Genomic DNA, 21,294 nt, shown 5'->3' with positions numbered 1-21,294 from the left:
TGTGGGGGCTGGTCGCGCAGTTCCCCGCGCCCCTGTAGGTACGTCCACTGCACGTACCTACAGAGGCGCGGGACTGTATCGACATACGGCTCCGCCGCGCGGGCGCGACCAGCCACAGACCACCCGCGCGGGGAGACGGCGAGATCGCCCCCCCTCCAGGGGCGCGGGGAACTGCGCGAACAACCCCCTGCACACCGCACCCGCCGACGAACCGGGTGAACCGAGCTGTCAGGCGAAAACCACCGTCCGCCGCCCATTGAGCAGAATGCGCCGCTCCGCGTGCCACTTCACCGCCCGCGCCAGCGCCTGGCACTCCACGTCCCGCCCGATCGCGACGAGCCCCTCGGGCGTGACATCGTGCCCCACCCGCTCGACCTCCTGCTCGATGATCGGCCCCTCGTCGAGGTCGGCGGTGACATAGTGCGCGGTCGCGCCGATCAGCTTCACGCCCCGCGCGTGCGCCTGGTGGTACGGCTTCGCGCCCTTGAAGCTCGGCAGGAAGGAGTGGTGGATGTTGATGATCCGCCCCGAGAGCTGCTTGCACAGGTCGTCCGAGAGGACCTGCATGTAGCGGGCGAGGACGACGAGCTCGACGTCGGCCTCGCGCACGATCTCCAGCAGCCGGGCCTCGGCCTCCGGCTTGCCGTCCTTCGGCACCGGGATGTGGTGGAAGGGAATGTTGTACGAAGCCACCAGTTCGGCGAAGTCGGTGTGATTGGACACCACCCCGGCGATCTCCACCGGCAGCGCGCCGGTCCGCGCGCGGAACAGCAGGTCGTTCAGGCAGTGCCCGAACCGGCTGACCATGAGCAGGATGCGCATCTTCTCGTCGGCCCGGTTGATCTGCCAGTCCATGTGGAAGGAGTCACCGATCGCCGCGAAGCTCGCCCGCAGCTTCTCCACGGTCACCGGGGCGTCCGCCGAGAAGTGGACGCGCATGAAGAACAGACCCGTGTCGTGGTCGCCGAACTGCTGGCTGTCCTCGATGTTGCAGCCGGTCATGAAGAGGTAGCTCGACACGGCGTGCACGATGCCCTGCTTGTCGGGGCAGGACAGGGTGAGGACGTACTGGTCGGCGGGGGTTGCGGTTCGGGTGGACTGCTCGCTCATGCGGAAAAGGGTCCCACACGCGCGGTCACGGCCGGCCGACCGTCCCGCTACGCGGACCGCGTCACGATCCGCAGCACCTCGAGGGTGCTCGGCGGCGCGTCGGGGTCGTCGCCGTCGCTCGCCGCCATCCGCACGTGCGCGTCCCGCGCGGCCCGCACCGCCTCCGGCCACCCCTCGTGCTCCAGGTAGGCGGCCACCGGCGCGTCCGGGCCGACCTGGTGCATGATCCGCAGCACGCGCAGCACCGCGGTGTCGACGAGCGCCGCCTCCTGGGAGTCGCGGAAGATCGTGCCGACGTACTTCTCGGCGGACCAGTTGTCCAGCCAGGTGTCCTCGACCAGCCGGTAGACGGCGTCGGTGACGTCGCCGTAGCCGTCGACCCCGGCCAGCCAGACGCCCCGCTGGAAGGCGGGGTCGGAGAGCATGTGCAGCGCGGAGCGCACATTGCTGCGCCAGCGCCACCACGGCATGTCGTTGAGTGGCATGCCGCCCATGGTGGAGGAGCGACGGCCGCGACGGGAAGAGTTCTCCGAACCTTGCACGATCGTCGATCGTACGTTTCCGCGCCACACGAGTCATACGGGACCCCGCAATTCACCTCGGCGTCACCGCCCGTTGACCAAGGGTCACTCCGGGGTTGGCCGTGTGGCGGAATCGTGCGGGGACATGACCGGCAGGCGACGCATCCGCAGCATTCTCCTCCCCCGCCTCCTCCACCGGCCCGTCAGGGCCCGCGCCCTGACCACGGGCGCGCTGGTGGCGTGCGCGTCGCTCGCCGCCGGGTGCGGGATCGTCCCCGGTGCCACGGGGGGCTCCGGGGACGACGGCCCCATCACCGTGATGACGTGGGCGCCCCAGGACACCAAGGCCACCAACAAGCCCGGCATGCCCGCGTTCGCCGAAGCGTACGCCCGCTGGATCAACTCCCAGGGCGGTATCAACGGCCGCCGGCTCACCGTACTGACCTGCAACGACGAGAACGACACCGTGGCCGCCGCGCGGTGCGCCCGGCGCGCGGTGCAGGAGAACGCCGTCGCGGTCGTCGGCTCCTACAGCCAGTACGCCGACTCCTTCATGCCCGCCCTGGAGGGCGCCGGAATCCCGTACATCGGCGGTTACGGCATCACCACCAACGAGTTCACCAGCCCGCTGTCCTACCCCGTCAACGGCGGCCAGCCGGTGCTGCTGGCCGGTCTCGGCCGCACCCTGGCCGACAGCTGCGGGCCGGTCACCCTGATCCGGCCCGACACCATCGTGGGCGACCAGCTCCCCCCGCTGCTCGACTCGGGCCTGGCGGCGGGCGGGCACGCGCGCTCCGGTGACCAGCGGGCGGCGGAGGACGCCACCTCGTACGAGAGCCAGGCACGGCAGGCCCTGGAGCGCGCCACCGCGGACACGGCCGAGCAGGGCTGTGTGGTGCCCGCCCTCGGCGACCGCACGGGCACCTTCATGGACTCCTTCCGGCGGGCCCGCGCCGACTATCCCGAGGTGCGCACCGCGACCGTGCTGGGCAGCGTCGACCAGAGCACGATCGACGCGTCCGGCGGGGCGTCGGGGCCGTACGAGGGGTCGTACGTCACCGGCTGGTACCCGGCGGCGGGCGACCCGCTCTGGGACCCGATGAAGAAGGTGATCGAGAAGGAGGCGTTCGGGGACAACCGGATCGACGCCGCGGACGCCGGGGTGCAGACCACCTGGATCGCCTACACCGTGTTCAAGCAGGTCGTCGAGTCGCTGGGCGACGGCGAGGTGAGCGCCGACACGGTGAGCGGGGCACTGGACGGCGGACTGAAGGTCACCACGGGCGGGCTCACCCCCACCCTGCGGTGGAACTTCCAGGACGAACTCGCCGCCGTCGGCTTCCCCCGCCTGGTCAACGCGAACGTGACCCTGCAGGTGGTCCGGGACGGCCGGCTGGTCGCGGCCCGCAAGGGCTTCACCGATGTGACGAAGACGCTGCGGGACGCGGATCTGGGCTGACACCCGCGGTCACGCCCGGGCGCGACCGCGGGTTCTCAGTGCCCGGTCAGAGCTGGGTCGGCTGGCGCTCGGTCAGGCCGTACTGCCTGGCGATCTCGTTCCACTCCTTGGCGGCCGCCTTCTTCTCGGCGGTCGCCGTGCCACTGGCCCGGTTGCCGGCCTGGGTCTGGCCGGTGGAACGGGCCTGGCCCTTCTTGCACAGCTTCTTGTTGCCGGCGACCTGGTCGGCCCAGGCGGCGTAGTGGTTGTCGGCCGACGCCGACGCCTGCCACGCCTTGGTGAGCGCGGTGGTCAGCGCCTGGTGGTCCGGCAGCTTGTCCACGGCCAGGCCGGAGAGGTCGGTCACGAGCTGGGTGCGCTGCCCGGCCGCCTCCCGCAGGTCCTTGGCCGCCTGGCCGAGGTCGCGGCAGGCCTTCACATCGGCGACCGCGTTGATCACGGCGGTGCGGCTGTTGCCGCTGTGGGCCAGCAGCTTGTCCAGCTCGACGGCCTGCTCACGGGCGGGGTCGACGGAGGGGGAGGCGGAGGCGGAGGCCTCCGCGCTCGCGGGCGCGGTGGCGGACACGTTCTGGTTGTCGTCGCCGCCGTCGTCGCCGCCCGGGCTGCCGATCAGCGCGCCCGCGCCGACGCCGAGCACAGCGATACCGATGCCGACCGCCGCGATGAGCGGCACGCGCGAGCCGGTGCGGCCACCGCCGCGTCCGCCCCGGCCGCCGGTCGGGGCGGCGGGTCCGACCGGGCCGGCCGGACCGCCGGGCGGGGTGTGGGCGGGCGGGCCGTAGTCGACGCGCGGGAGCTGCTGGGTGGATCCGGCCGGTCCCGCGGCGTCGTCGCGGAAGAGGTTGTCGAACTCGGCGGGCGGCTGCCGGTTGCCGTCACCGGGCGGCGGGGTGCCGTAGGGCTGCCCGGGGGGCTGGTCGGTGACGGGGGCGATGTACTGGGTGGCCTCGGCGTCGGGACCGCCTGCGGGCGGCAGGTGTCCCGCGCCGGGCGCGTTCTGCGGGGGCATGCCCGGGTAGCCGCCCGCCTCGGAGCCGTGGGCGGGCATCTCGGGCGGCAGCGCGCCCGGGCTCACCGGGGGTATGAGCTGCGTCGCCCCTTCGTCGCCGCCGGCGGCGGCGGGCACCGGCGGCATGTACTGGGTGACCCCTTCCGACCCGTCGGGCGCGGCGGCCGGCGGGTAGTGGGGGGCGCCGTAGCCGTTCTGGGCGGGAGCGCCGCCGTAGGGCCCGGCGGCGCCGTGCGGAACGTTTCCGTGCGGGTCGGGCGGGGTGTTCCCGCCGTATCCGGCGGCGGAGCCGTACGGGGCGGCCGGGCCGTTCGGTCCCGGGTGGCCGCCGTATCCGGCGGACTCGGGCAGCGGTGCGGCACCGTTCGCGCCGTACGGCGGGTGGCCGCCGTGGGTCTGCGCGCCCTCGGGCGGGAGCGGGCCGGGGCCGCCTCCGTGGGCCGGGGCGGGCGGGTTCTGCGCGCCCCACGGGGACGGCTCCGGGGTGCCCCACTGTCCGTCGGACGGGGACTGCCAGTCCTGGCCGGTCGGTGCGGCCGGGTCCTGCTGCCCGGGACCCCACGGCGTGCCCCAGGTCTGGCCGCCGGGCGGGGCCGAGGCGGGGAACTCTCCGCCGGAGGTCCGGCCGCCCGCGCTGCCGCCGGGGGCGGCCGGTCCGGCCGTCACGCCCGGCAGCAGGGGTTCACCACCGTCGGAGGGCAGCACGATGCCTTCGCGCGCGGGGCGCGCCGAGGGCTCCTCGCCCTGTCCACTCTGCGTCACCGGGACTCCTACCAATGGGGGACCTTGTGAATCGTCGGCTCACGCTACCGGGTCCCCGGAGCCCGGTGCCACGCAGCACAGGACCTGACCTCCTGCCCTGTGAGCGCGGTAACAAAACCGTGTCACCGCAACCCGCTTGCGTCACCCCCTTCGCCCCTGCCCGTCACCTCGTGGACGTCACGCCGCCGTCCGGAGCTCCATCCGCGCCCCGAACTCCCGTACCACCGACTCCTCCCGGTACGGCTCGAGGCGCTGCTGGAGGTCCTCCAGGTACTCGGCGCCCCGGTCGGAGCGGAGCCCGCCCAGCAGCTCCACCGCCTTCAGGCCCGTGCTGCAGGCCTGTTCGATCTCGCGCTGCTGCACCTGCGCGGTGGCCAGCAGCACGAGGCCGATCGCCCGCCGCCGCGCCCGCGACGCCGGGTGTCCGTCCAGCGCCTGGCGGGCGCACCGCGCGGCGGCGTCCGCCTGGCCGAGGTCCCGGTGGCAGTGCGCCAACTCGTCGGCCAGATAGGCCTCGTCGAAGTGCGCGATCCACACCGGGTCGTCGCCCGAGGCCGGGTCGGCGGCCTCCATGGCGCTCACCGCGCGCCCCGCCGCCGTCTGCGCGGCGTGCGCGTCGCCCATCAGCGCGTGCCCGCGCGCCTCCGCCGCGTGGAACATCGCCTCCGCGCGGGGTGTCACGCGCCCCCGCGCGCCCTCCTGCGCCGCGCGCGCCAACTGCGCGATCTCACGCGGGTTTCCGAGCTGCGCGGCCAGGTGGCTCATGGAGGCGGCGAGCACGTACCCGCCGTACCCGCGGTCCCCGGCCGCCTGCGCCAGCCGCAGCGCCTGGATGTAGTAGCGCTGGGCGAGGCCCGGCTGCCCGGTGTCGACGGCCATGTACCCGGCGAGTTCGGTCAGCCGCGCGACCGCCGCGAACAGGTCGCGCCCCACGGCCTCGCGGTACGACCCCGCCAGCAGCCCCGAGACGACGCTGTTGAGGTAGTGGACCACGACCGGGCGCACGTGCCCGCTGCCGTACTGGTGGTCCAGGTCCACCAGCGCCTGCGTCATGGACCGTACGGCCGCCACGTCGGACTGTCCCACGCGGGGCCCGGCGGAGCGCGCCACCTGCCCGTCGGGCGCGGAGATCAGCCAGTCGCGGCTGGGCTCCACCAGCGCGGAGGCGGCGACGGAGGACCCGGACAGGAAGTCCCGCCGGCCCACGTCGCTGCGCCACAGCTCGCAGACCTGCTCGATGGCCCCCAGTACCGTCGGCGAGAACTGGAGGCCGACGCCCGAGGCGAGGTTCTTGCCGTTGGCCATGCCGATCTCGTCGATCGTGACCGTACGGCCCAGTTTGCGGCCCAGTGCCTCCGCGATGATCGCCGGCGCCCGGCCCCGCGGCTGCTGCCCGCGCAGCCAGCGCGCCACCGACGTCTTGTCGTAGCGCAGGTCGAGGCCGTGCTCGGCGCCGCACATGTTGACCCTGCGGGCCAGCCCGGCGTTGGAGCATCCGGCTTCCTGGATGAGCGCCTGCAGCCGTTCGTTCGGCTGCCGCGCGACGAGAGGCCTTGCGGCCATGGCGTACCCCCTGAGGCTGCGGTGCCCTGCCACGCACCGAGTTGACGTGTCTTCCGCGGCCGTACGTCTCGCGTCCCGGCGACACATACGGCCGGGAAGATCAATGCCCCGTCGAAGTACCGACAATGCGGGACATGTGAGGATTGCCGGGGTAACGGCGGATGCCGGCCCCCCTCCTGGTTACCCACCGGGGGACGCGGATCCTCCCGCGCGCCCCCATGGATGCACCCATGCGCCCCGGACACGGAACCGGTGCTCCTCCCCCGCGCATGCGCGCGGGCGTAACCCCTGGTGACGGCCGTAGTTGTGTTCATCATGGAAGAGACGATCGCGGGCGCCGACGCCGTACAGATCCCGAAGCAGCGCGGGGAATCGCTGCTGGACACCGCCGTTCGCTACGCCGAGGAGCGGCACTGGGACGTGTTCCCGGGCACCTGGCTGGAGGCCGTCGAGGGGGTGCAGCGCTGCTCGTGCGGTGACGCCGCGTGCCCCTCGCCCGGCGCGCACCCGGCCCGCCCGGACTGGGCGGCCCAGGCGACCGGCAGCGCGACCGTCGCCCGCCGGATGTGGCAGAAGCAGCCGGACGCGTCGGTCCTGCTGCCCACCGGGCGGACGTTCGACGCGGTGTCCGTGCCGGAGACGGCGGGGTTCCTGGCGCTCGCGCGGATGGAGCGGATGGAGCTGACGCTGGGGCCGGTCACGGTGACGCCGGACCGGCGGATGGAGTTCTTCGTGCTGCCCGGGGCTTCGGCGAAGGTGCCGGAGTTGCTGCGCAAGCTGGGGTGGTCGTTGTCGTCGCTCGACCTGACGGTCCTCGGGGAGGGGGCGTACGTGGCCGCGCCGCCTACGCGGGTCGGGTGCCGGGGGGCCGTGCAGTGGGCCTGCCGGCCCACGGCTGTGAACCGGTGGTTGCCGGATGTGGAGGAGTTGGTCTCGCCGTTGGCGTATGCGTGCGGCCGGGATCGGTAGGGCGCCTATGTGTTGTGCGTGGTTGCTGTTCATTGGCGACTGCGGCGCCGTCGCGGCTGATCGCGCAGTTCCCCGCGCCCCTTCAGGGCGCTGCACTCCCCGTAGGCTTTCGGCTGACGGAGGGAGACGTGGTGGGTGTCAGCGCCGTGCGTGTGCGGGGGCTCTGGAAGCGGTTCGGGGAACAGGTCGCGGTCGGGGGGATCGATCTGGAGCTGCCCGCGGGGCGGTTCGTCGGGCTGGTCGGGCCCAACGGGGCCGGGAAGACCACCACCTTGTCCATGGTGACCGGGCTGCTGCGGCCCGATCAGGGCACCGTCGAGATCGTCGGGCACGACGTGTGGCGGGACCCGGTGGAGGTCAAGGCACGGATCGGGGTGCTGCCGGAGGGTCTGCGGCTGTTCGAGCGGCTGTCGGGGCGTGAACTGCTCGCGTACACGGGGCGGTTGCGGGGGCTGCCCGGTGCCGAGGTCGACAAGCGGGCCACGCAGCTGCTCGACGTCCTCGATCTGGCCGGTGCCCAGCACAAGCTCGTCGTCGACTACTCGACCGGCATGCGCAAGAAGACCGGGCTCGCCGCCGCCCTGCTGCACAATCCCGAAGTCCTCTTCCTGGACGAGCCGTTCGAGGGTGTCGACCCGGTCTCCGCGCAGACCATCCGGGGTGTCCTGGAGCGGTACACGGCGTCCGGCGCCACGGTCGTGTTCTCCTCCCACGTCATGGAGCTCGTCGAGTCGCTGTGCGACTGGGTGGCCGTGATGGCCGCCGGCCGGATCCGCGCCCACGGTCCGCTCGCCGAGGTGCGCGGGGACGCGCCCTCGCTGCAACGGGCGTTCCTGGAGCTGGTCGGCGCGGACAGCCGGGACGCCGGTTCGGATCTGGACTGGCTGGGCGGGGGGTCCCGGTGAGCGCCGTGAGCACTCCCGCCGCCCTCACCTCCGTCTTCGTCCGGCTGAAACTGTCCCTGCTGCGCAACGGGCTGCGGCAGTCCGGCGGGCGGAAGGCCGCGTACATCGCCTCCGCCGTCGTCGTCCTGCTGTTCGCCGCGCTGCAGCTGCTCGGGCTGATCGCGCTGCGCGGCTTCGGCCACGTCGAGTCGCTGGTGGTGCTGCTCGTGGCGGTGCTGGGGCTCGGCTGGGCGGTGATGCCGCTGTTCTTCCCCGGGGGCGACGAGACCCTCGACCCGACCCGGCTGGTGATGCTGCCGCTGCGGCCGCGGCCGCTGGTGCGGGCCCTGCTCGTGTCCTCGCTGGTCGGTATCGGGCCGCTGTTCACGCTGTGCCTGCTCGCCGGTTCCGTGATCGCCGTCGCGCACGGCGGGGCGGCGTTCGCGGTGGGCGTCCTCGCCGTGCCGCTGGCGCTGCTGGTGTGCGTGGCGCTCGCGCGGGCGGTGGCCACCGCCAACGTACGGCTGCTCACCAGCCGCAGGGGCCGGGACCTCGCGGTGCTCAGCGGGCTGGTGATCGCCGTCGGGGCGCAGGTGGTCAACTTCGGGGCGCAGCGGCTGGGTTCCTCCGGCCTGGAGCAGCTCGACCCGGCGGCGGACGTGCTGCGGTGGTTCCCGCCGGCGTCGGCGGTCGCCGCGGTGCACACGGCGGGCGAGGGGGCGTACGGGGTCGCGCTGGCGCAACTGGCGCTGAGCGCGGCGGCGCTGGCGGGGCTGCTCGCGCTGTGGTCGCGGTCCCTGACGCGGCTGATGACCTCGCCGGACGGTTCCACCCTCCAGGCGGCCGGGGACACGGCGGTCCGCGACCGGTCGTCGACGGGCCTGTCCCGGCTGCTGCCGCCGGGCCGCACGGGTACGGCCATGGAGCGCAGCCTGCGCTACGTCTGGCGCGATCCGAAGACGAAGGCCGCGTGGGTGACCTCGCTGGCGATCGGGCTGATCGTGCCGGTGTTCAACGCCTGGCAGGGCACCGGCTCGGTCTACTTCGCCTGTTTCGCCGCCGGGATGCTCGGCCTCCAGATGTACAACCAGTTCGGGCAGGACACCTCGGCGTTCTGGATGGTCGCGATGACGATCTCGTCGACCCGGGACGCGTACGTCGAGCTGCGCGCCCGCGCGCTGGCGCTGCTGCTGGTCACCCTGCCGTACGCCGCGCTCGTCACCGTGCTGACGACGGCGATGCTGGGCGACTGGGCGCGGCTGCCGGAGGCGCTGGGCCTGTCCTTCGCGCTGCTCGGCGCGATGCTCTCGACGGGCGCGTGGACCTCGGCCCGCTTCCCGTACTCCATCCCGCAGGAGGGCCACAAGAACGTCGCCCCGGGGCAGGTGGGGCTGGCCTGGATCTCCATCTTCGGCGGCATGGTCGCGGCGGCGGTGCTGTGCGTCCCGGTCATCGCCCTCACCGTCTGGCTGAACGTCGCCGAGGGTGGCGACGACCGGCTGTGGCTGCTGCTGCCGGTGGGCACGGCGTACGGCGCGGCCCTGACGTTCCTCGGCCTGCGGCTGGCGGCCCCGCAGACGGCCCGCCGGCTGCCGGAGATCCTGACGGCGGTGAGCAAGGGGTGAGCCGGCGGTCAGCGGTCGTCCAGTGAGTCCAGGAAAGGTTCGATCGCCGTGAGCCAGGTCTCCGGCTGGTCGTAGTGGACCAGGTGGCCGGCGTCGGCGACCTCCGCGTACCGGCCGTGGGGCATGACGCGGACCATTTCCTGTGCCTCCGCGCGGCCGAGCTCGCCGTCGAGGCCGCGGACCACCAGGGCGGGGCAGCGCACCTGGGCCAGTTCCTCCCAGTGCGCGTCGAAGACCCAGGTCTCGCGGGAGCGGAGCATCTGGTCCGGGTCGAACACCGGACGCCAGCCGTCCGGGGACTCGGCCATCACCTCGGCGTAGAACGCGCCGCGGGCCGGGTTGGGCCGCTCCACCCAGGGGTCGTCCTCGCCGAACCACTTGCGTACGTCGGCGAGCGTGGCGAACGGGACCGGCCAGGCCTTGAACCACTCCGCCCACTCGCGCTGCGAGGCGGCCCCGAGGGCGGAGGCCCGCATGTCGCAGATGACCAGCCCGCGCACCAGGTCGGGGCGCTTGGCGGCGAGCTGCCAGGCGGTCAGCGCGCCCATCGCGTGGCCGATGAGGACGGCGGGGCCGAGGCCGAGCTGTTCCAGGGCGGCCTCGGCGTCGTCGACGTAGGCGTCACGGGTGAAGGAGGCCTGCGGGGGCTTGTCGCTGCGGCCGTGGCCGCGCTGGTCGAGGGCGACCGCGCGGTACCGCCCGGAGAGCCGGCGGGCGGTGGACGCCCAGTGCGAGGCGCGGCCCATCAGGCCGTGCAGTAACAGCACGCTGGGGGCGTTCTGCGCGGCGCTCTCCGCCGGGTCGGCCCCGTTCTTGGGCGGGTCGCCGAACTCCCAGGCGGCGAGCCGTACGCCGTCCGCCCCGGTCACGTCGATGCGTCGCGCCATGGTCCTGGCACCCCCCAAGCTCGCTGCCTGCCCGCTGCCTGTGTACTGGCCCTGCCTGTTGCCGCCTGTTACCACTGCCCGCAGATTATCGAATGAAGATTCGAAAATGGCTTCTTGCCCGGCAACACCCCTCGTTCGAGTGACCCCCCGCGGGGATTGATCGCCGCGGCCCGGGGGAGATCTTCATCGGGAGGCGGACCGCTCGGGGAAAACGGTCCGAGGGGAATGACCCTGAGAGCTCGGGGCTCCGGGTCAGCACAGGGGAGGACAGGCCCCGGCGCCGTGCGGCGCCGGGGCTCCTCACGTGGTCACGGCACATCGTCCCGCCCCTCCCCTGCCGGGGTGACATCGCTGTCGGCCCGGCCAGAGCCACTCAGGTCATATGCCTCACGCGACAGCCTCGCACGCGAATCCGGTGAGCGCTGCGATTCGCCGCAGTGGATCTCGGATTCGGCGCGTTCACACCTCACACCGGCGGGCGCGAACCGCCCGCCCGGCCCCCGGTGTCCCGCCCCGCCCGCCGGTCGGTCAGGGCTTGGCGACGAACACGTGCGAGGCCACCTCCGACTCCAGCTCGGCCGCCTCGCCGCTGCTGCCCACCAGCACCCCGCCCGCCGACTCCGTCACGCTGACCACCGAGCCGGGCTGCACGCCCGCCCGGCGCAGCGTGTACATGAGCTGCGCGTCCGTCTGGATCGGCTCGCCGATCCGGCGCACCACGACCGTCTTGCCCTCGGCGCCCGGGTCGAGGTCGGCCAGGGACACCATGCCCTCGTCCAGGAACGGGTCGGCCCCGTCCTTCTCGCCCAGCTCCTCCAGGCCCGGGATCGGGTTGCCGTACGGCGACTCGGTGGGGTGCCTCAGCAGCTCCAGCACGCGGCGCTCGACGGCCTCGCTCATCACGTGCTCCCAGCGACAGGCCTCGGCGTGGACCTGCTCCCACTCCAGGCCGATCACGTCGACCAGGAGACACTCGGCGAGGCGGTGCTTGCGCATCACGCGCGTGGCCAGTCGGCGACCCTCGTCGGTGAGCTCCAGGTGCCGGTCGGGGGCGACGGACACCAGGCCGTCGCGCTCCATCCGCGCCACCGTCTGGCTGACCGTCGGGCCGCTCTGGTCGAGCCGCTCGGCGATCCGGGCGCGCATGGGGACCACACCTTCCTCCTCCAGCTCGAGGATGGTGCGGAGATACATCTCCGTGGTGTCGATCAGTCCGGACATACATGCCCCTCGATGAGATCTGCGGATGGCTCTGCCGGAGGCTGGACGGCTCACCGGCGCGTGCGCTGGCCCAGGAACCAATTCTGACGCATAGGACCGACAACCGGGCCGCGCAGTGGAAACGAGGGGCCGCCCGGAGGGGAAACCCCGCCGCCGGGCGCCGTATTGACACGACACTGGTCCAGACCGCACGGTGATCCGCAACACTCCTGCACGAAGTGCCCGAAGGGATGCCGCATGAGCGACCGCACGCCGGCCGACCGGTTCCTCGACGCCGCGATCGACCTGCTGCAGCGGATCCGCGACGAGGAGGCCGAGTCCGTCGCGGCGGCGGGCACGCTGCTCGCCGACACGGTCGCGGACGGCGGCCGGCTCTTCGCCTTCGGCGCCGGGCATTCCTCGCTGGCCGCGCAGGACCTCGTCTACCGGGCCGGCGGACTCGCCCTGATGAACCTGCTCGTCGTCCCGGGGGTCGTCGGCGTCGACGTGATGCCGGCCACGCTGGGCTCCGCCCTGGAGCGGGTCGGCGGCCTCGCGGGCGTCGTGCTCGACTCCTCACCCCTCCGCGCGGGTGACGCGCTGATCATCATCTCGCTGTCCGGGCGCAACGAGCTGCCCGTGGAGATGGCCCTGAAGGCCCGGGAACGGGGCGTACGGGTGATCGGCGTGACGTCGGTGGCGTACGCGGCGCAGACGACGTCCCGGCACCCCTCCGGGACGTTCCTGAAGGACCACTGCGATCTCGTGCTGGACTCCCGGATCGCGGTCGGTGACGCGGAGCTCACCCTCGACAACGTGCCGGCGCCCTTCGCTCCCGCGTCCACGGTGGTCACCACGGCGCTTCTGCAGTCCGTCATGGCCACGGCGGCGGCGGTCCTCGCCGACCGCGGCATCGAGCCTCCGCTCCTGCGCTCCGGCAACGTGGACGGCGGCCACGAATGGAACGCCCGCATCATGGACGAGTACGGCGACCGGATCTTCTACCGCCACTGACCCGGGACGACGGTTTCCTCGCCCCCGCCGCCCCTTCCCGTCCCGAACCCGGGGCTCCGCCCCAGACCCCGCTCCTCAAACGCCGGAGGGGCTGGGATTCAGCCCCTCCGGCGTTTGAGGAGCGGGGGTTCCGGGGGCAGCGCCCCCGGGAGGGGACGGGTAAGGGCGGCGGGGGCGAGAGACACATGTCAGCGGTCGTCGCCGAGAAGCCCCGCCAGATCCAGGGCCGTGGCGATGCGGACCGCCACGTCCTCCGCGTACATCGCGTCGGAGCGCTCGAACGCGCTACGCCCCACCCCCCGCAGAAACGTCACAGCACCAAGCGTCCGCCCCCGGCTGCGCAACACCACGCACAAGGCGTGCACCGCGTCCCCCGGCCACTGCCGGGCCAGCGCCCACGCCCGCGCCTCCTCGGCCCCCATGGACCCGACATCCGCACGCACCGTCCCGACCCGCTCCACACACTGCACCGCCGGATGCCCCTCCCCGTACCGCACCGGCAGCCCCGCCCGCCCGGCGAGCCTGCTCGGCCCCGGCGCACCGGACGGCGTGGCGGCGATCCGCACCAGCCTCACCCGTTCGACGTCCTCCGCGCCGTCGGCCACCCGGTCGATCAGCGCGTGATCGGCGAACCCGGCCAGCGCGAAGTCCAGATGGACCGTCGCCGCCTCCGCCGGATCCTCGCACTCCGCCGCCGCGCGCGCCGCGCGGTGCAGCTGCTGCGCGCGGAACCGCAGCAGCGACGCCTCCTGCTCGCCCTGCCGGGCCTCGGTCACGTCCTGGAACAGCCAGCCGACCCCGAGCGGCACCGGCTCCTCCGCCAGCGGTGACGACAGCCGCACGAACCCGCTCCGCCAGCACCGCCGCCGCTCGCCCTCCGGCGTGCGCACACTCACCCACAGCTCGGCCGGCGCGGGCGGCGCGCCCTCCGCGAGGACATGGGTGAGCGCGCTCTCCAGCTCCTCCACGCCCTGCGCCAGCAGCTCCCCCAGCGGCCGGCCCAGTACCGACGTGCGCCCCGCCCCCAGCGCCCGCGCGGCGTGCGCGTTCACCACCGCGGGCCGCAGGTCCGCGTCGACCAGGACGACACCCCAGCTCGCGTCCTCCAGCAGCGCCTCGCTCAGCGCGATCGACCGCTCCAGGTCGATCTGCGCGTGCACCTCGCTGAACGCGCAGTACACCCCCGCCGGCTTGCCGTCCGGCCCGCGCACGGCCGCGGACTGCGTCCGCACCAGCACCCGGCCGCCGTCCTTCGTCAGCAGCGCGAACTCGTTGACCTGCCGGCCCGGCGCGTCCATGGCCGACATCAGCCGCGCCTCGACCTCCTCGGCGTCCGCGCTGCGCACGGCCCACCCGGCGAACCCGGCCCGGCCCACCGCCTCCTCCGCGCTCCAGCCGAGGATCCGCTCCGCCTCACGGTTCCAGTGCGTGACCGTCCCGTCCGCGTCGAAGGCGCACAGGGCGGCGTCCATGCCGTCGAGCAGCGCGGCGAGGAGGTCGGAGCCGTCCGACCCCTCCCGCGCGGGCTCGGGCTCGTCCGGCCCCAGCTCGTCGGTGGTCCCACTACGCCGGGAAGCACTCACCTGGACCCCCTGCAGGCTGCGTCCGCACGTACGGCACGACGGTTCACTCACTTGCAATCATTCAACTTGAACGTGACTCAGCGCACATCGGGTTCCCGCAAGATTGAGAGAATCGTTGTACGCGGTCGCCTTCCCGCGAAGCGGCCGCTCTCCCTACGCGGCGGAAGCCACCAGCCGCAGGTCGACCCACTCGTCGCGCTCGCCGTCCAGCACGTACCGCTCCCGCTCGACGAAACCCTTCGCCGCGGCGAACCGCAGCCCCTCCGCGTTGGCCGCCAGCACCACGGTCTCGACCGCTCCGGCCCCGAGCCCGCGCGCGTGCGCCAGCCCCTTCTCGTAGAGCGCCGCGCCGATCCCCCTGCCCCGGTGCCCGGGCAGCACCCGCGCGATGACGGTCGCCACGGCCTCCTCGCCCTGCGGGGGCCGCACCGTCGAGCAGCCGACGAGCACGTCACCGTCGTACGCGTTCTCCAGCCGGTACCCGCGCGTGAGCCGCTCCCGCACCTCGTCGGGTGTCATCGCGGCGGGCGGCACGATCACGTTGTGGACGTGCCGCCACTGCTCCAGCATGGCGTCGCCGTCCACGACGTCGATACGAAGATCACTCATCCGGCAAGCCAACCGCGCCCCCGCGCGGGGGTCAACGAAAAAAAGTGGTTGATACGGCGCCGATCGCTTCTTAGGGTGGCAGTACTTCGGAAAGGAGGTGGTTCGGCAGATGTATGACAACCGGACGGAAGAGGTGGCTGCGGGCTAGTGGCCCGCCGTCGTACTCGGTTCGGCGCCGGGCCAGCGTGTGCGAGATACACGCAGCCGGCCTAACCCAACGCAGTCACCCGACCCGCGAGTCGCCGGTAACGTCCGGCCGGCTCCTCCCCAGGGAGGAACCAGACTCGCGGGTCGCCTGCGTTTCGGGGCCTTTCCTCAGCGGGCGATGTCCGTGTACCCCTCGATCTCGCGCGGGTCGCGCGTGCCCGGCCCGACGTAGCGGGCCGAGGGCCGGACCAGGCGGCCCGTGCGCTTCTGCTCCAGGATGTGCGCCGACCAGCCCGCCGTACGGGCGCAGGTGAACATCGAGGTGAACATGTGCGCCGGGACCTCCGCGAAGTCCAGCACGATGGCCGCCCAGAACTCCACGTTGGTGGCGAGCACCCGGTCGGGGCGGCGGGCGTGCAGCTCGGCCAGGGCGGCCTTCTCCAGGGCCTCGGCGACCTCGAAGCGCGGGGCGCCGAGTTCGCGGGCGGTGCGGCGCAGGACGCGGGCGCGGGGGTCCTCCGCGCGGTAGACGCGGTGGCCGAAGCCCATGAGGCGCTCACCCTTGTCGAGGGCCTGCTTCACGTACGCCTCGGCGTCCCCGGTGCGCTCGATCTCCTCGATCATGCCCAGCACGCGCGAGGGGGCGCCGCCGTGCAGCGGCCCCGACATGGCGCCGACGGCTCCCGAGAGGGCCGCCGCGACGTCCGCGCCGGTCGAGGCGATGACCCGGGCGGTGAACGTGGAGGCGTTCATGCCGTGCTCGGCGGCCGACGTCCAGTACGCGTCGACGGCCGCGACGTGCTTGGGGTCGGGCTCACCGCGCCAGCGGATCATGAAGCGTTCGACGATGGACTCGGCCCTGTCTATCTCGCGCTGCGGCACCATGGGCAGGCCCTGGCCGCGCGCGGACTGGGCGACGTAGGACAGGGCCATGACGGCGGCGCGGGCGAGGTCGTCGCGGGCCTGCTCGGCATCGATGTCGAGGAGCGGTTTCAGGCCCCACACGGGCGCCAGCATGGCCAGCGCGGACTGCACGTCGACGCGGATGTCGCCGGAGTGCACGGGGATCGGGAACGGCTCGGCGGGCGGCAGTCCGGGGTTGAACGCCCCGTCGACGAGCAGCCCCCACACGTTGCCGAAGGAGACGTGCCCGACCAGATCCTCGATGTCGACGCCCCGGTACCGCAGGGCGCCGCCCTCCTTGTCGGGTTCGGCGATCTCCGTCTCGAACGCGACGACTCCTTCGAGCCCGGGTACGAAGTCGGACATCTGGCGGCTCCTCGTGAGGTGGGTGACAGATGGTGTTGTGGGGTGGGACGACCATGTGTCGGCAGAAGCGTGGGCGGACGTCCGGTGGATCCACGGTCCGTGTCGAACGGGCTCGCGGTCCGGGACGTCACCCCTGTGATGCCCGGCTGGCGGTCACCCAACCGGATCAGTGGCAGCACGATATCCCCGAGTGCCATCTTTGGGGAGAGTTCGCGGCACTCAGTGCCACCACGTGACGAAGGACACCGCACTCCCGGGGGCCGCGCGCGTACGGCAGGATGGCGGCGTGACCGACCGAGACGCCGTCCCCTTCGATCTCGCCTCGATGCGCAAGCAGTACCGGACCGAGGGGCTCTCCGAGACCGACCTGGCCGCCACCCCCGTCGAACAGTTCGCGCGCTGGTTCAAACAGGCCGCGACGGACGGCGGGCTGTTCGAACCGAACGCCATGATCGTCTCGACGGCGGACGCGGCGGGCCGGCCCAGCTCACGCACGGTGCTGCTGAAGCACTTCGACGACGACGGGTTCGTCTTCTACACGAACTACGACTCCCGCAAGGGCCGCGACCTGGCGGAGAACCCGCACGTCTCGCTCCTCTTCCCCTGGCACCCGATGGCCCGGCAGGTCATCGTCACCGGCACCGCGCGCCGCACCGGCCGCGACGAGACGGCCGCCTACTTCCGCACCCGCCCACACGGCTCCCAGCTCGGCGCGTGGGCCAGCGGCCAGTCGTCGGTGATCGGCGGCCGCGCGGAGCTGGACGCGTCGTACGCCGATCTGACGGCCCGCTACCCGGAGCACGAGCGGGTACCGGTACCGCCTCACTGGGGCGGCTTCCGGGTGGTCCCGGAGTCGGTGGAGTTCTGGCAGGGCAGGGAGAACCGCCTGCACGACCGCCTGCGGTACGTCACCGAGACGGGCGGGACCTGGCGGGTGGAGCGGCTGAGCCCGTGAACGAGCAGGCACCCGGCGGGCCGGGCGAAAAAGCGGCGCTGTCACCGCCCGAGGCGGCGGAAGAGGCCCGGGCCATCGCTGTACGCGCCGAGGTCACGGCGGACGGCGTCGTCGACGCGCTCCGTGAGGTGCGCGAGGCCCGCGAACGAGCGTGAGGCGGGCGGGGCCTCACAGCTTGCCCCACACCAGCCTGGTGCGGTGGCCGCCGAGAGCGCGGGAGAACCGGGACTGGAACTCCGGTGTGAACTCGGGCCAGTTCCAGAACTTGAAGCCGAGGTGGGCGAAGGTGAACCAGTCGTCGGCCCAGCGCCACTCGGGGAGCGGGACGGGCTCGGCGCAGGCCGGGCAGGCGACCTCCGCCGATCCGGTCCGCTGCCACTCGTCCATGGCGTCGCCGAAGGGCTGCCAGATCTCGTCGATCGGCTCCCAGCCGCCGGTGACCAGGGGCGTGGTGACGGCGCAGCGCGGGCAGGTCACCGCCTCCGGTTCGCCCTGGCCGCTGTCGAAGACCGTGCGCCCCACCTCCACGGCCAGTCCGTCCGACGGCTCCCGGTCGGCGTCCTCCTCCGCCACGGCCCGGTGCCAGTTCGGACCGGGCGGATGCCCGAGCGGCTCGCCGAGGACACAGCCGGTGCGCTCGGCGAGGACGATGCCCTCGGCCACCAGCCACGCGACCGCGCGGTCGGCGAGCCGCGCCGCCTCGTCGGCACCGGCGTCGAGGTCGACGATCGTCTGGAAGTGATCACCCATGCGGAAACCGTAGGCCCCGCCACTGACAACGCCCTCAGCCCAGCGCCTCGTCCAGCAGCACCGCCCACTGCGCCACCACCCGTTCCCGGCGGGCCCCGTCGTCGGTCAGGAGGGTGGCGAGGCCCAGGCCCCGGGCCATGTCCAGCAGGCCCTGGACGGTTTCGCGGACGCCGGGGCGGGACTCGTCGGCGCCGAGGAGTTCGACGGCGATGCGGTGGGACTCGCGGCCGACGCGCAGCTCCAGCTCGGTCACGCGCGGGCGCAGCTGTTCCTCGTTGGAGGCGGCGACCCAGAGGTGGAGCGCCGCGCGGAAGACGGGGCCGGTGTAGAGGTCGACCAGCGCCGCGATCACCGCGCGGCGGTCGCCGGCCGCGGCGCCCTCCGGGAAGAGGGCGCGCAGGGCGGTGGAGCGCTCCTCGGCGACGTACTCGACGGCGGCCGTGAAGAGGTCCTCGCGGGTCGGGAAGTGGTGCTGGGCGGCCCCCCGGGAGACGCCCGCGCGTTCGGCGACGACGGAGACCGTGGAGCCCGCCCAGCCGTGCTCGGCGAGGCAGGCCACGGCGGCCTCCAGGAGCCGCTGCCGGGTGGCCCGGCTGCGGTCCTGCTTGGGGACTCGTTCCGCACGGTCGGCCGTGCTCACACCACCCATTCCGGATCCCGTCGTTCGAGGAAGGCCGTCATTCCCTCGCGCGCGTGGGCGGAGGCGAAGAGGCGCGCCGAGAGCGCGGTCAGGTCGGCCGCGTCCCGGTCGAAGGTCTCCAGCACCCTAGCCGTGAGCAGCCGTTTCGTCTCGGCCAGGGCTTCGGGGGCGGATCTGCGCAGGCCGTCGAGGATGGGCGCGAGGACCTCGTCCACGTCGTCGCCTGCGGCGGTGAGCAGGCCGATGCGGGCGGCCTCGGCGGTGTCGAGGCGTTCGCCGGTGAGGTAGTAGCGGGTCAGGGCGCGCGGGTCGGTGCGGGGCAGCAGCGGCAGCGAGATCACGGCGGGCGCGACCCCGATGCGGACCTCGGTGAAGGCGAACGTCGCCGCGCGGGAGGCCACGGCGACGTCACAGGCGGCGAGCAGGCCGAGGCCGCCCGCGCGGACGTGCCCGGTGACCCGCGCGAGGACCGGTTTGGGCAGTTCGACGATCTGCCGCAACAGGCCCACCAGCGCTTCGGGCGCGGGCGGGTCGCGCAGGTCGGCGCCCGCGCTGAAGGTGTTGCCGGTGTGGGTGAGGACCACCGCGCGGACGCCGGTGTCCTCACCGGCGTCGGCGAGCGCGGCGGCCAGTTCGCCGACGAGGGCGGCGGACAGGGCGTTGCGGCGCTCCGGGGCGTCGAGACGGAGCGTCTCGACGCCCCGCGCGCGGGTGCGGCCGATCAGGGTCACGAGGGCTCCTCGTGCGCCGCGCGGAGCTCGCGGCGCAGGATCTTTCCGGAGGCGGCGCGCGGGACGCCGTCGATGAAGGTGACGTGCCGGATGCGCTTGTACGGGGCGACGCGCTCGGCGACGTACACCATGACCTCGCCCGCGGAGAGCTCCGGGGCGGACGGCTGGCGGACGACGTGGGCGTGCGGGACCTCGTTGCCGTTCTCGTCGTAGACGCCGATGACGGCGGCGTCCGCGATGCCGGGGTGGGTGAGGAGCAGCGCCTCCAGTTCGGCGGGGGCGACCTGGAAGCCCTTGTACTTGATCAGTTCCTTCACCCGGTCCACGACGAAGAGCCAGCCCTCGTCGTCGACGTGGCCGACGTCGCCGGTGTGCAGCCAGCCGGCCTCGTCGATCATCGCGGCGGTGGCGTCGGGGCGGCCGAGGTAGCCCTTCATGATCTGCGGCCCGCGGATGAGGATCTCGCCGGACTCGCCGGGGCCGAGGTCCTTGCCGGGGTCGTCGAGGGAGACGATCCGCATCTCGGTGCCGGCGATGAGCTTGCCGACGGTGCCGGGAGGCGCGTCGCTCATGGCGTCCAGGGGGACGACGTGGGTGCCCGGCGACAGTTCCGTCATGCCGTACGCCTGCCCGACGGGCGGCAGCCCGAGCCGCCGCGAGCAGGCGGCGGCGAGGCTCGCGTCCAGGGGTGCGGCGGCGCTGACGACGTACTTCAGGGACGACAGGTCGTACCGGTCGACCAGCGGGTGCTTGGCGAGGGCCAGGACGATCGGCGGGGCCACGTACAGGCCGGTGATGCGGTGGTTCTGGACGGCCGCGAGGAACGTCTCCAGGTCGAAGCGCGGCAGGACGACGACGGTGGCGCCCTGCCGGAGCGGGGCGTTCATCAGGGCCGTCAGGCCGTAGATGTGGAAGAACGGGAGCACGGCGAGGACGCGGTCGCCGGGGCCCGCCGTGATCAGCGGCTGGAGCTGCGCGAGGTTGGTGGCGATCTGCCGGTGGGTGAGCATCACGCCCTTGGGGACACCGGTGGTGCCGGAGGAGTACGGCAGCGCGGCGACGTCCTCGGCCGGGTCGATGCCGACCACCGGCTCGGGCGCGGTGGAGGCCAGCATGTCGATCAGGGAGCGGTGTCCGGGCGCGCTGTCGCAGACGAAGATCTCCTCGATCCCGCCGGCCAGTTCGGCGGCCCTCCGCGCGGTCTCCAGCAGCGGTGAGACGGTGACGATCCAGCGGGCCGCGCAGTCCCCCAGCTGCTTGCCGAACTCCTCGGCGGTCGCGAGCGGGTGCACGGTGGTGACGGAGGCGCCCGCGCGGGTGGCCGCGTAGAACGCGGTGGGGAAGGCGATCGTGTTGGGGCTGTGCAGGGCGAGCACGTCCCCCTTGCGCACGCCCGCCTCGGCGAGGGCGGCGGCGACCCGCCGGTGGAACCGGTCCACCTGCTCATAGGTGAGGGTGGTGCCGTCGGTGCCGTCGATCAGTGCCGGGGCGCCGCCGAACTCGGCGGCCCGCGCGAGCACCGCGTCGTGGATGGGGAGTTCTACGGGGGAGACGTCTGCGTACTCGCTTCGGAACATGGTTCCTCCAGGACGGCCGAGGGGCCATGA

At 73.2% G+C, this 21,294-nt stretch carries 20 protein-coding genes; 7 read left to right on the top strand and 13 right to left on the bottom strand.

The genetic code is table 11. The features are described from left to right. Positions 1–228: 228 nt before the first annotated feature. On the bottom strand, positions 229–1,110 hold the full coding sequence (gene purU / locus ACZ62B_RS19535) for a formyltetrahydrofolate deformylase (RefSeq protein ID WP_344555253.1): 882 nt from the start codon (positions 1,108–1,110) through the stop codon (positions 229–231). A gap of 47 nt (positions 1,111–1,157) precedes the next feature. Then, positions 1,158–1,604: an SCO4402 family protein gene (locus tag ACZ62B_RS19530; RefSeq protein WP_085572226.1), complete on the bottom strand. Its 447-nt coding sequence runs from the start codon at positions 1,602–1,604 to the stop codon at positions 1,158–1,160. 172 nt (positions 1,605–1,776) lie between these two features. Here ACZ62B_RS19530 and ACZ62B_RS19525 point away from each other — a divergent pair, with 172 nt between their 5' ends. Then, entirely contained in the window at positions 1,777–3,090 is a 1,314-nt protein-coding gene (locus ACZ62B_RS19525; protein WP_344555256.1) for an ABC transporter substrate-binding protein, read from the top strand. Between the two features lie 46 nt (positions 3,091–3,136). Here the strand turns inward: ACZ62B_RS19525 and ACZ62B_RS19520 are convergent, their stop codons facing one another. Together ACZ62B_RS19520 and ACZ62B_RS19515 are read right to left on the bottom strand one after the other, a co-directional pair. Beyond that, positions 3,137–4,861, bottom strand: a complete 1,725-nt coding sequence (locus tag ACZ62B_RS19520; protein WP_468719229.1) for a hypothetical protein — start codon at positions 4,859–4,861, stop codon at positions 3,137–3,139. A gap of 177 nt (positions 4,862–5,038) precedes the next feature. Continuing rightward, positions 5,039–6,424 (bottom strand): tetratricopeptide repeat protein, encoded by a 1,386-nt coding sequence (locus ACZ62B_RS19515; RefSeq protein ID WP_344555260.1) that lies wholly within the window; start codon positions 6,422–6,424, stop codon positions 5,039–5,041. A 315-nt stretch (positions 6,425–6,739) separates the two neighbouring features. On the opposite strand from ACZ62B_RS19515, the gene ACZ62B_RS19510 reads away from it, so the two are divergent. The 3 genes from ACZ62B_RS19510 (at position 6,740) to ACZ62B_RS19500 (ending at position 9,902) form a co-directional block, all read left to right on the top strand. Beyond that, the gene (locus ACZ62B_RS19510; protein ID WP_469691329.1) at positions 6,740–7,393 is read left to right on the top strand and encodes a bifunctional DNA primase/polymerase; all 654 of its coding nucleotides are present in this window, start codon (positions 6,740–6,742) and stop codon (positions 7,391–7,393) included. 113 nt (positions 7,394–7,506) lie between these two features. Then, complete coding sequence (locus tag ACZ62B_RS19505) at positions 7,507–8,298, top strand: ABC transporter ATP-binding protein (protein WP_344555350.1); 792 nt, start codon at positions 7,507–7,509, stop codon at positions 8,296–8,298. 5 nt (positions 8,299–8,303) lie between these two features. Beyond that, positions 8,304–9,902 carry a transporter gene (locus ACZ62B_RS19500; RefSeq protein ID WP_468887501.1) on the top strand — a complete coding sequence of 533 codons (1,599 nt, stop codon included), beginning with the start codon at positions 8,304–8,306 and terminating at the stop codon, positions 9,900–9,902. Between the two features lie 8 nt (positions 9,903–9,910). Here ACZ62B_RS19500 and ACZ62B_RS19495 read toward each other — a convergent pair whose 3' ends face one another. Further along, positions 9,911–10,789: an alpha/beta fold hydrolase gene (locus ACZ62B_RS19495; protein ID WP_469691326.1), complete on the bottom strand. Its 879-nt coding sequence runs from the start codon at positions 10,787–10,789 to the stop codon at positions 9,911–9,913. A gap of 528 nt (positions 10,790–11,317) precedes the next feature. Further along, on the bottom strand, positions 11,318–12,010 hold the full coding sequence (locus ACZ62B_RS19490) for a metal-dependent transcriptional regulator (protein ID WP_344555265.1): 693 nt from the start codon (positions 12,008–12,010) through the stop codon (positions 11,318–11,320). Positions 12,011–12,247: 237 nt separating this feature from the next. On the opposite strand from ACZ62B_RS19490, the gene ACZ62B_RS19485 reads away from it, so the two are divergent. Continuing rightward, positions 12,248–13,003: an SIS domain-containing protein gene (locus ACZ62B_RS19485; protein WP_468719231.1), complete on the top strand. Its 756-nt coding sequence runs from the start codon at positions 12,248–12,250 to the stop codon at positions 13,001–13,003. A 188-nt stretch (positions 13,004–13,191) separates the two neighbouring features. Here ACZ62B_RS19485 and ACZ62B_RS19480 read toward each other — a convergent pair whose 3' ends face one another. The 3 genes from ACZ62B_RS19480 to ACZ62B_RS19470 form a co-directional block, all read right to left on the bottom strand. Beyond that, positions 13,192–14,586 (bottom strand): PAS domain-containing protein, encoded by a 1,395-nt coding sequence (locus tag ACZ62B_RS19480; protein ID WP_344555269.1) that lies wholly within the window; start codon positions 14,584–14,586, stop codon positions 13,192–13,194. A 153-nt stretch (positions 14,587–14,739) separates the two neighbouring features. After that, positions 14,740–15,195 (bottom strand): GNAT family N-acetyltransferase, encoded by a 456-nt coding sequence (locus ACZ62B_RS19475; RefSeq protein WP_469691319.1) that lies wholly within the window; start codon positions 15,193–15,195, stop codon positions 14,740–14,742. Between the two features lie 315 nt (positions 15,196–15,510). Next, positions 15,511–16,611, bottom strand: a complete 1,101-nt coding sequence (locus ACZ62B_RS19470) for a citrate synthase 2 (protein WP_344555273.1) — start codon at positions 16,609–16,611, stop codon at positions 15,511–15,513. 286 nt (positions 16,612–16,897) lie between these two features. Between ACZ62B_RS19470 and pdxH the strand changes: the two genes are divergently transcribed. Both pdxH and ACZ62B_RS19460 read left to right on the top strand, forming a co-directional pair. Beyond that, on the top strand, positions 16,898–17,566 hold the full coding sequence (gene pdxH / locus ACZ62B_RS19465) for a pyridoxamine 5'-phosphate oxidase (protein WP_344555275.1): 669 nt from the start codon (positions 16,898–16,900) through the stop codon (positions 17,564–17,566). Beyond that, positions 17,563–17,721, top strand: a complete 159-nt coding sequence (locus ACZ62B_RS19460) for a hypothetical protein (protein WP_344555277.1) — start codon at positions 17,563–17,565, stop codon at positions 17,719–17,721. Before pdxH ends, ACZ62B_RS19460 begins: the two co-directional genes overlap by 4 nt. Before the next feature lie 13 nt (positions 17,722–17,734). Here ACZ62B_RS19460 and ACZ62B_RS19455 read toward each other — a convergent pair whose 3' ends face one another. The 4 genes from ACZ62B_RS19455 to ACZ62B_RS19440 are packed head-to-tail and all read right to left on the bottom strand — an operon-like array spanning position 17,735 to position 21,264. After that, on the bottom strand, positions 17,735–18,316 hold the full coding sequence (locus ACZ62B_RS19455; protein WP_469691314.1) for a hypothetical protein: 582 nt from the start codon (positions 18,314–18,316) through the stop codon (positions 17,735–17,737). A 34-nt stretch (positions 18,317–18,350) separates the two neighbouring features. Continuing rightward, positions 18,351–18,965: a TetR/AcrR family transcriptional regulator gene (locus tag ACZ62B_RS19450; protein ID WP_344555279.1), complete on the bottom strand. Its 615-nt coding sequence runs from the start codon at positions 18,963–18,965 to the stop codon at positions 18,351–18,353. Next, entirely contained in the window at positions 18,953–19,687 is a 735-nt protein-coding gene (locus ACZ62B_RS19445; RefSeq protein ID WP_344555280.1) for an enoyl-CoA hydratase family protein, read from the bottom strand. Before ACZ62B_RS19445 ends, ACZ62B_RS19450 begins: the two co-directional genes overlap by 13 nt. Beyond that, a complete protein-coding gene (locus tag ACZ62B_RS19440) occupies positions 19,684–21,264 on the bottom strand; it encodes a 4-coumarate--CoA ligase family protein (RefSeq protein WP_468890672.1) in 1,581 nt (526 codons plus the stop codon). The genes ACZ62B_RS19445 and ACZ62B_RS19440 overlap by 4 nt, the downstream gene beginning before the upstream one ends. Positions 21,265–21,294 lie beyond the last annotated feature (30 nt).

It is taken from the genome of Streptomyces sp. NPDC053426 (genome assembly GCF_055585405.1).
This window is presented reverse-complemented; position numbering and strand designations above follow the sequence as displayed.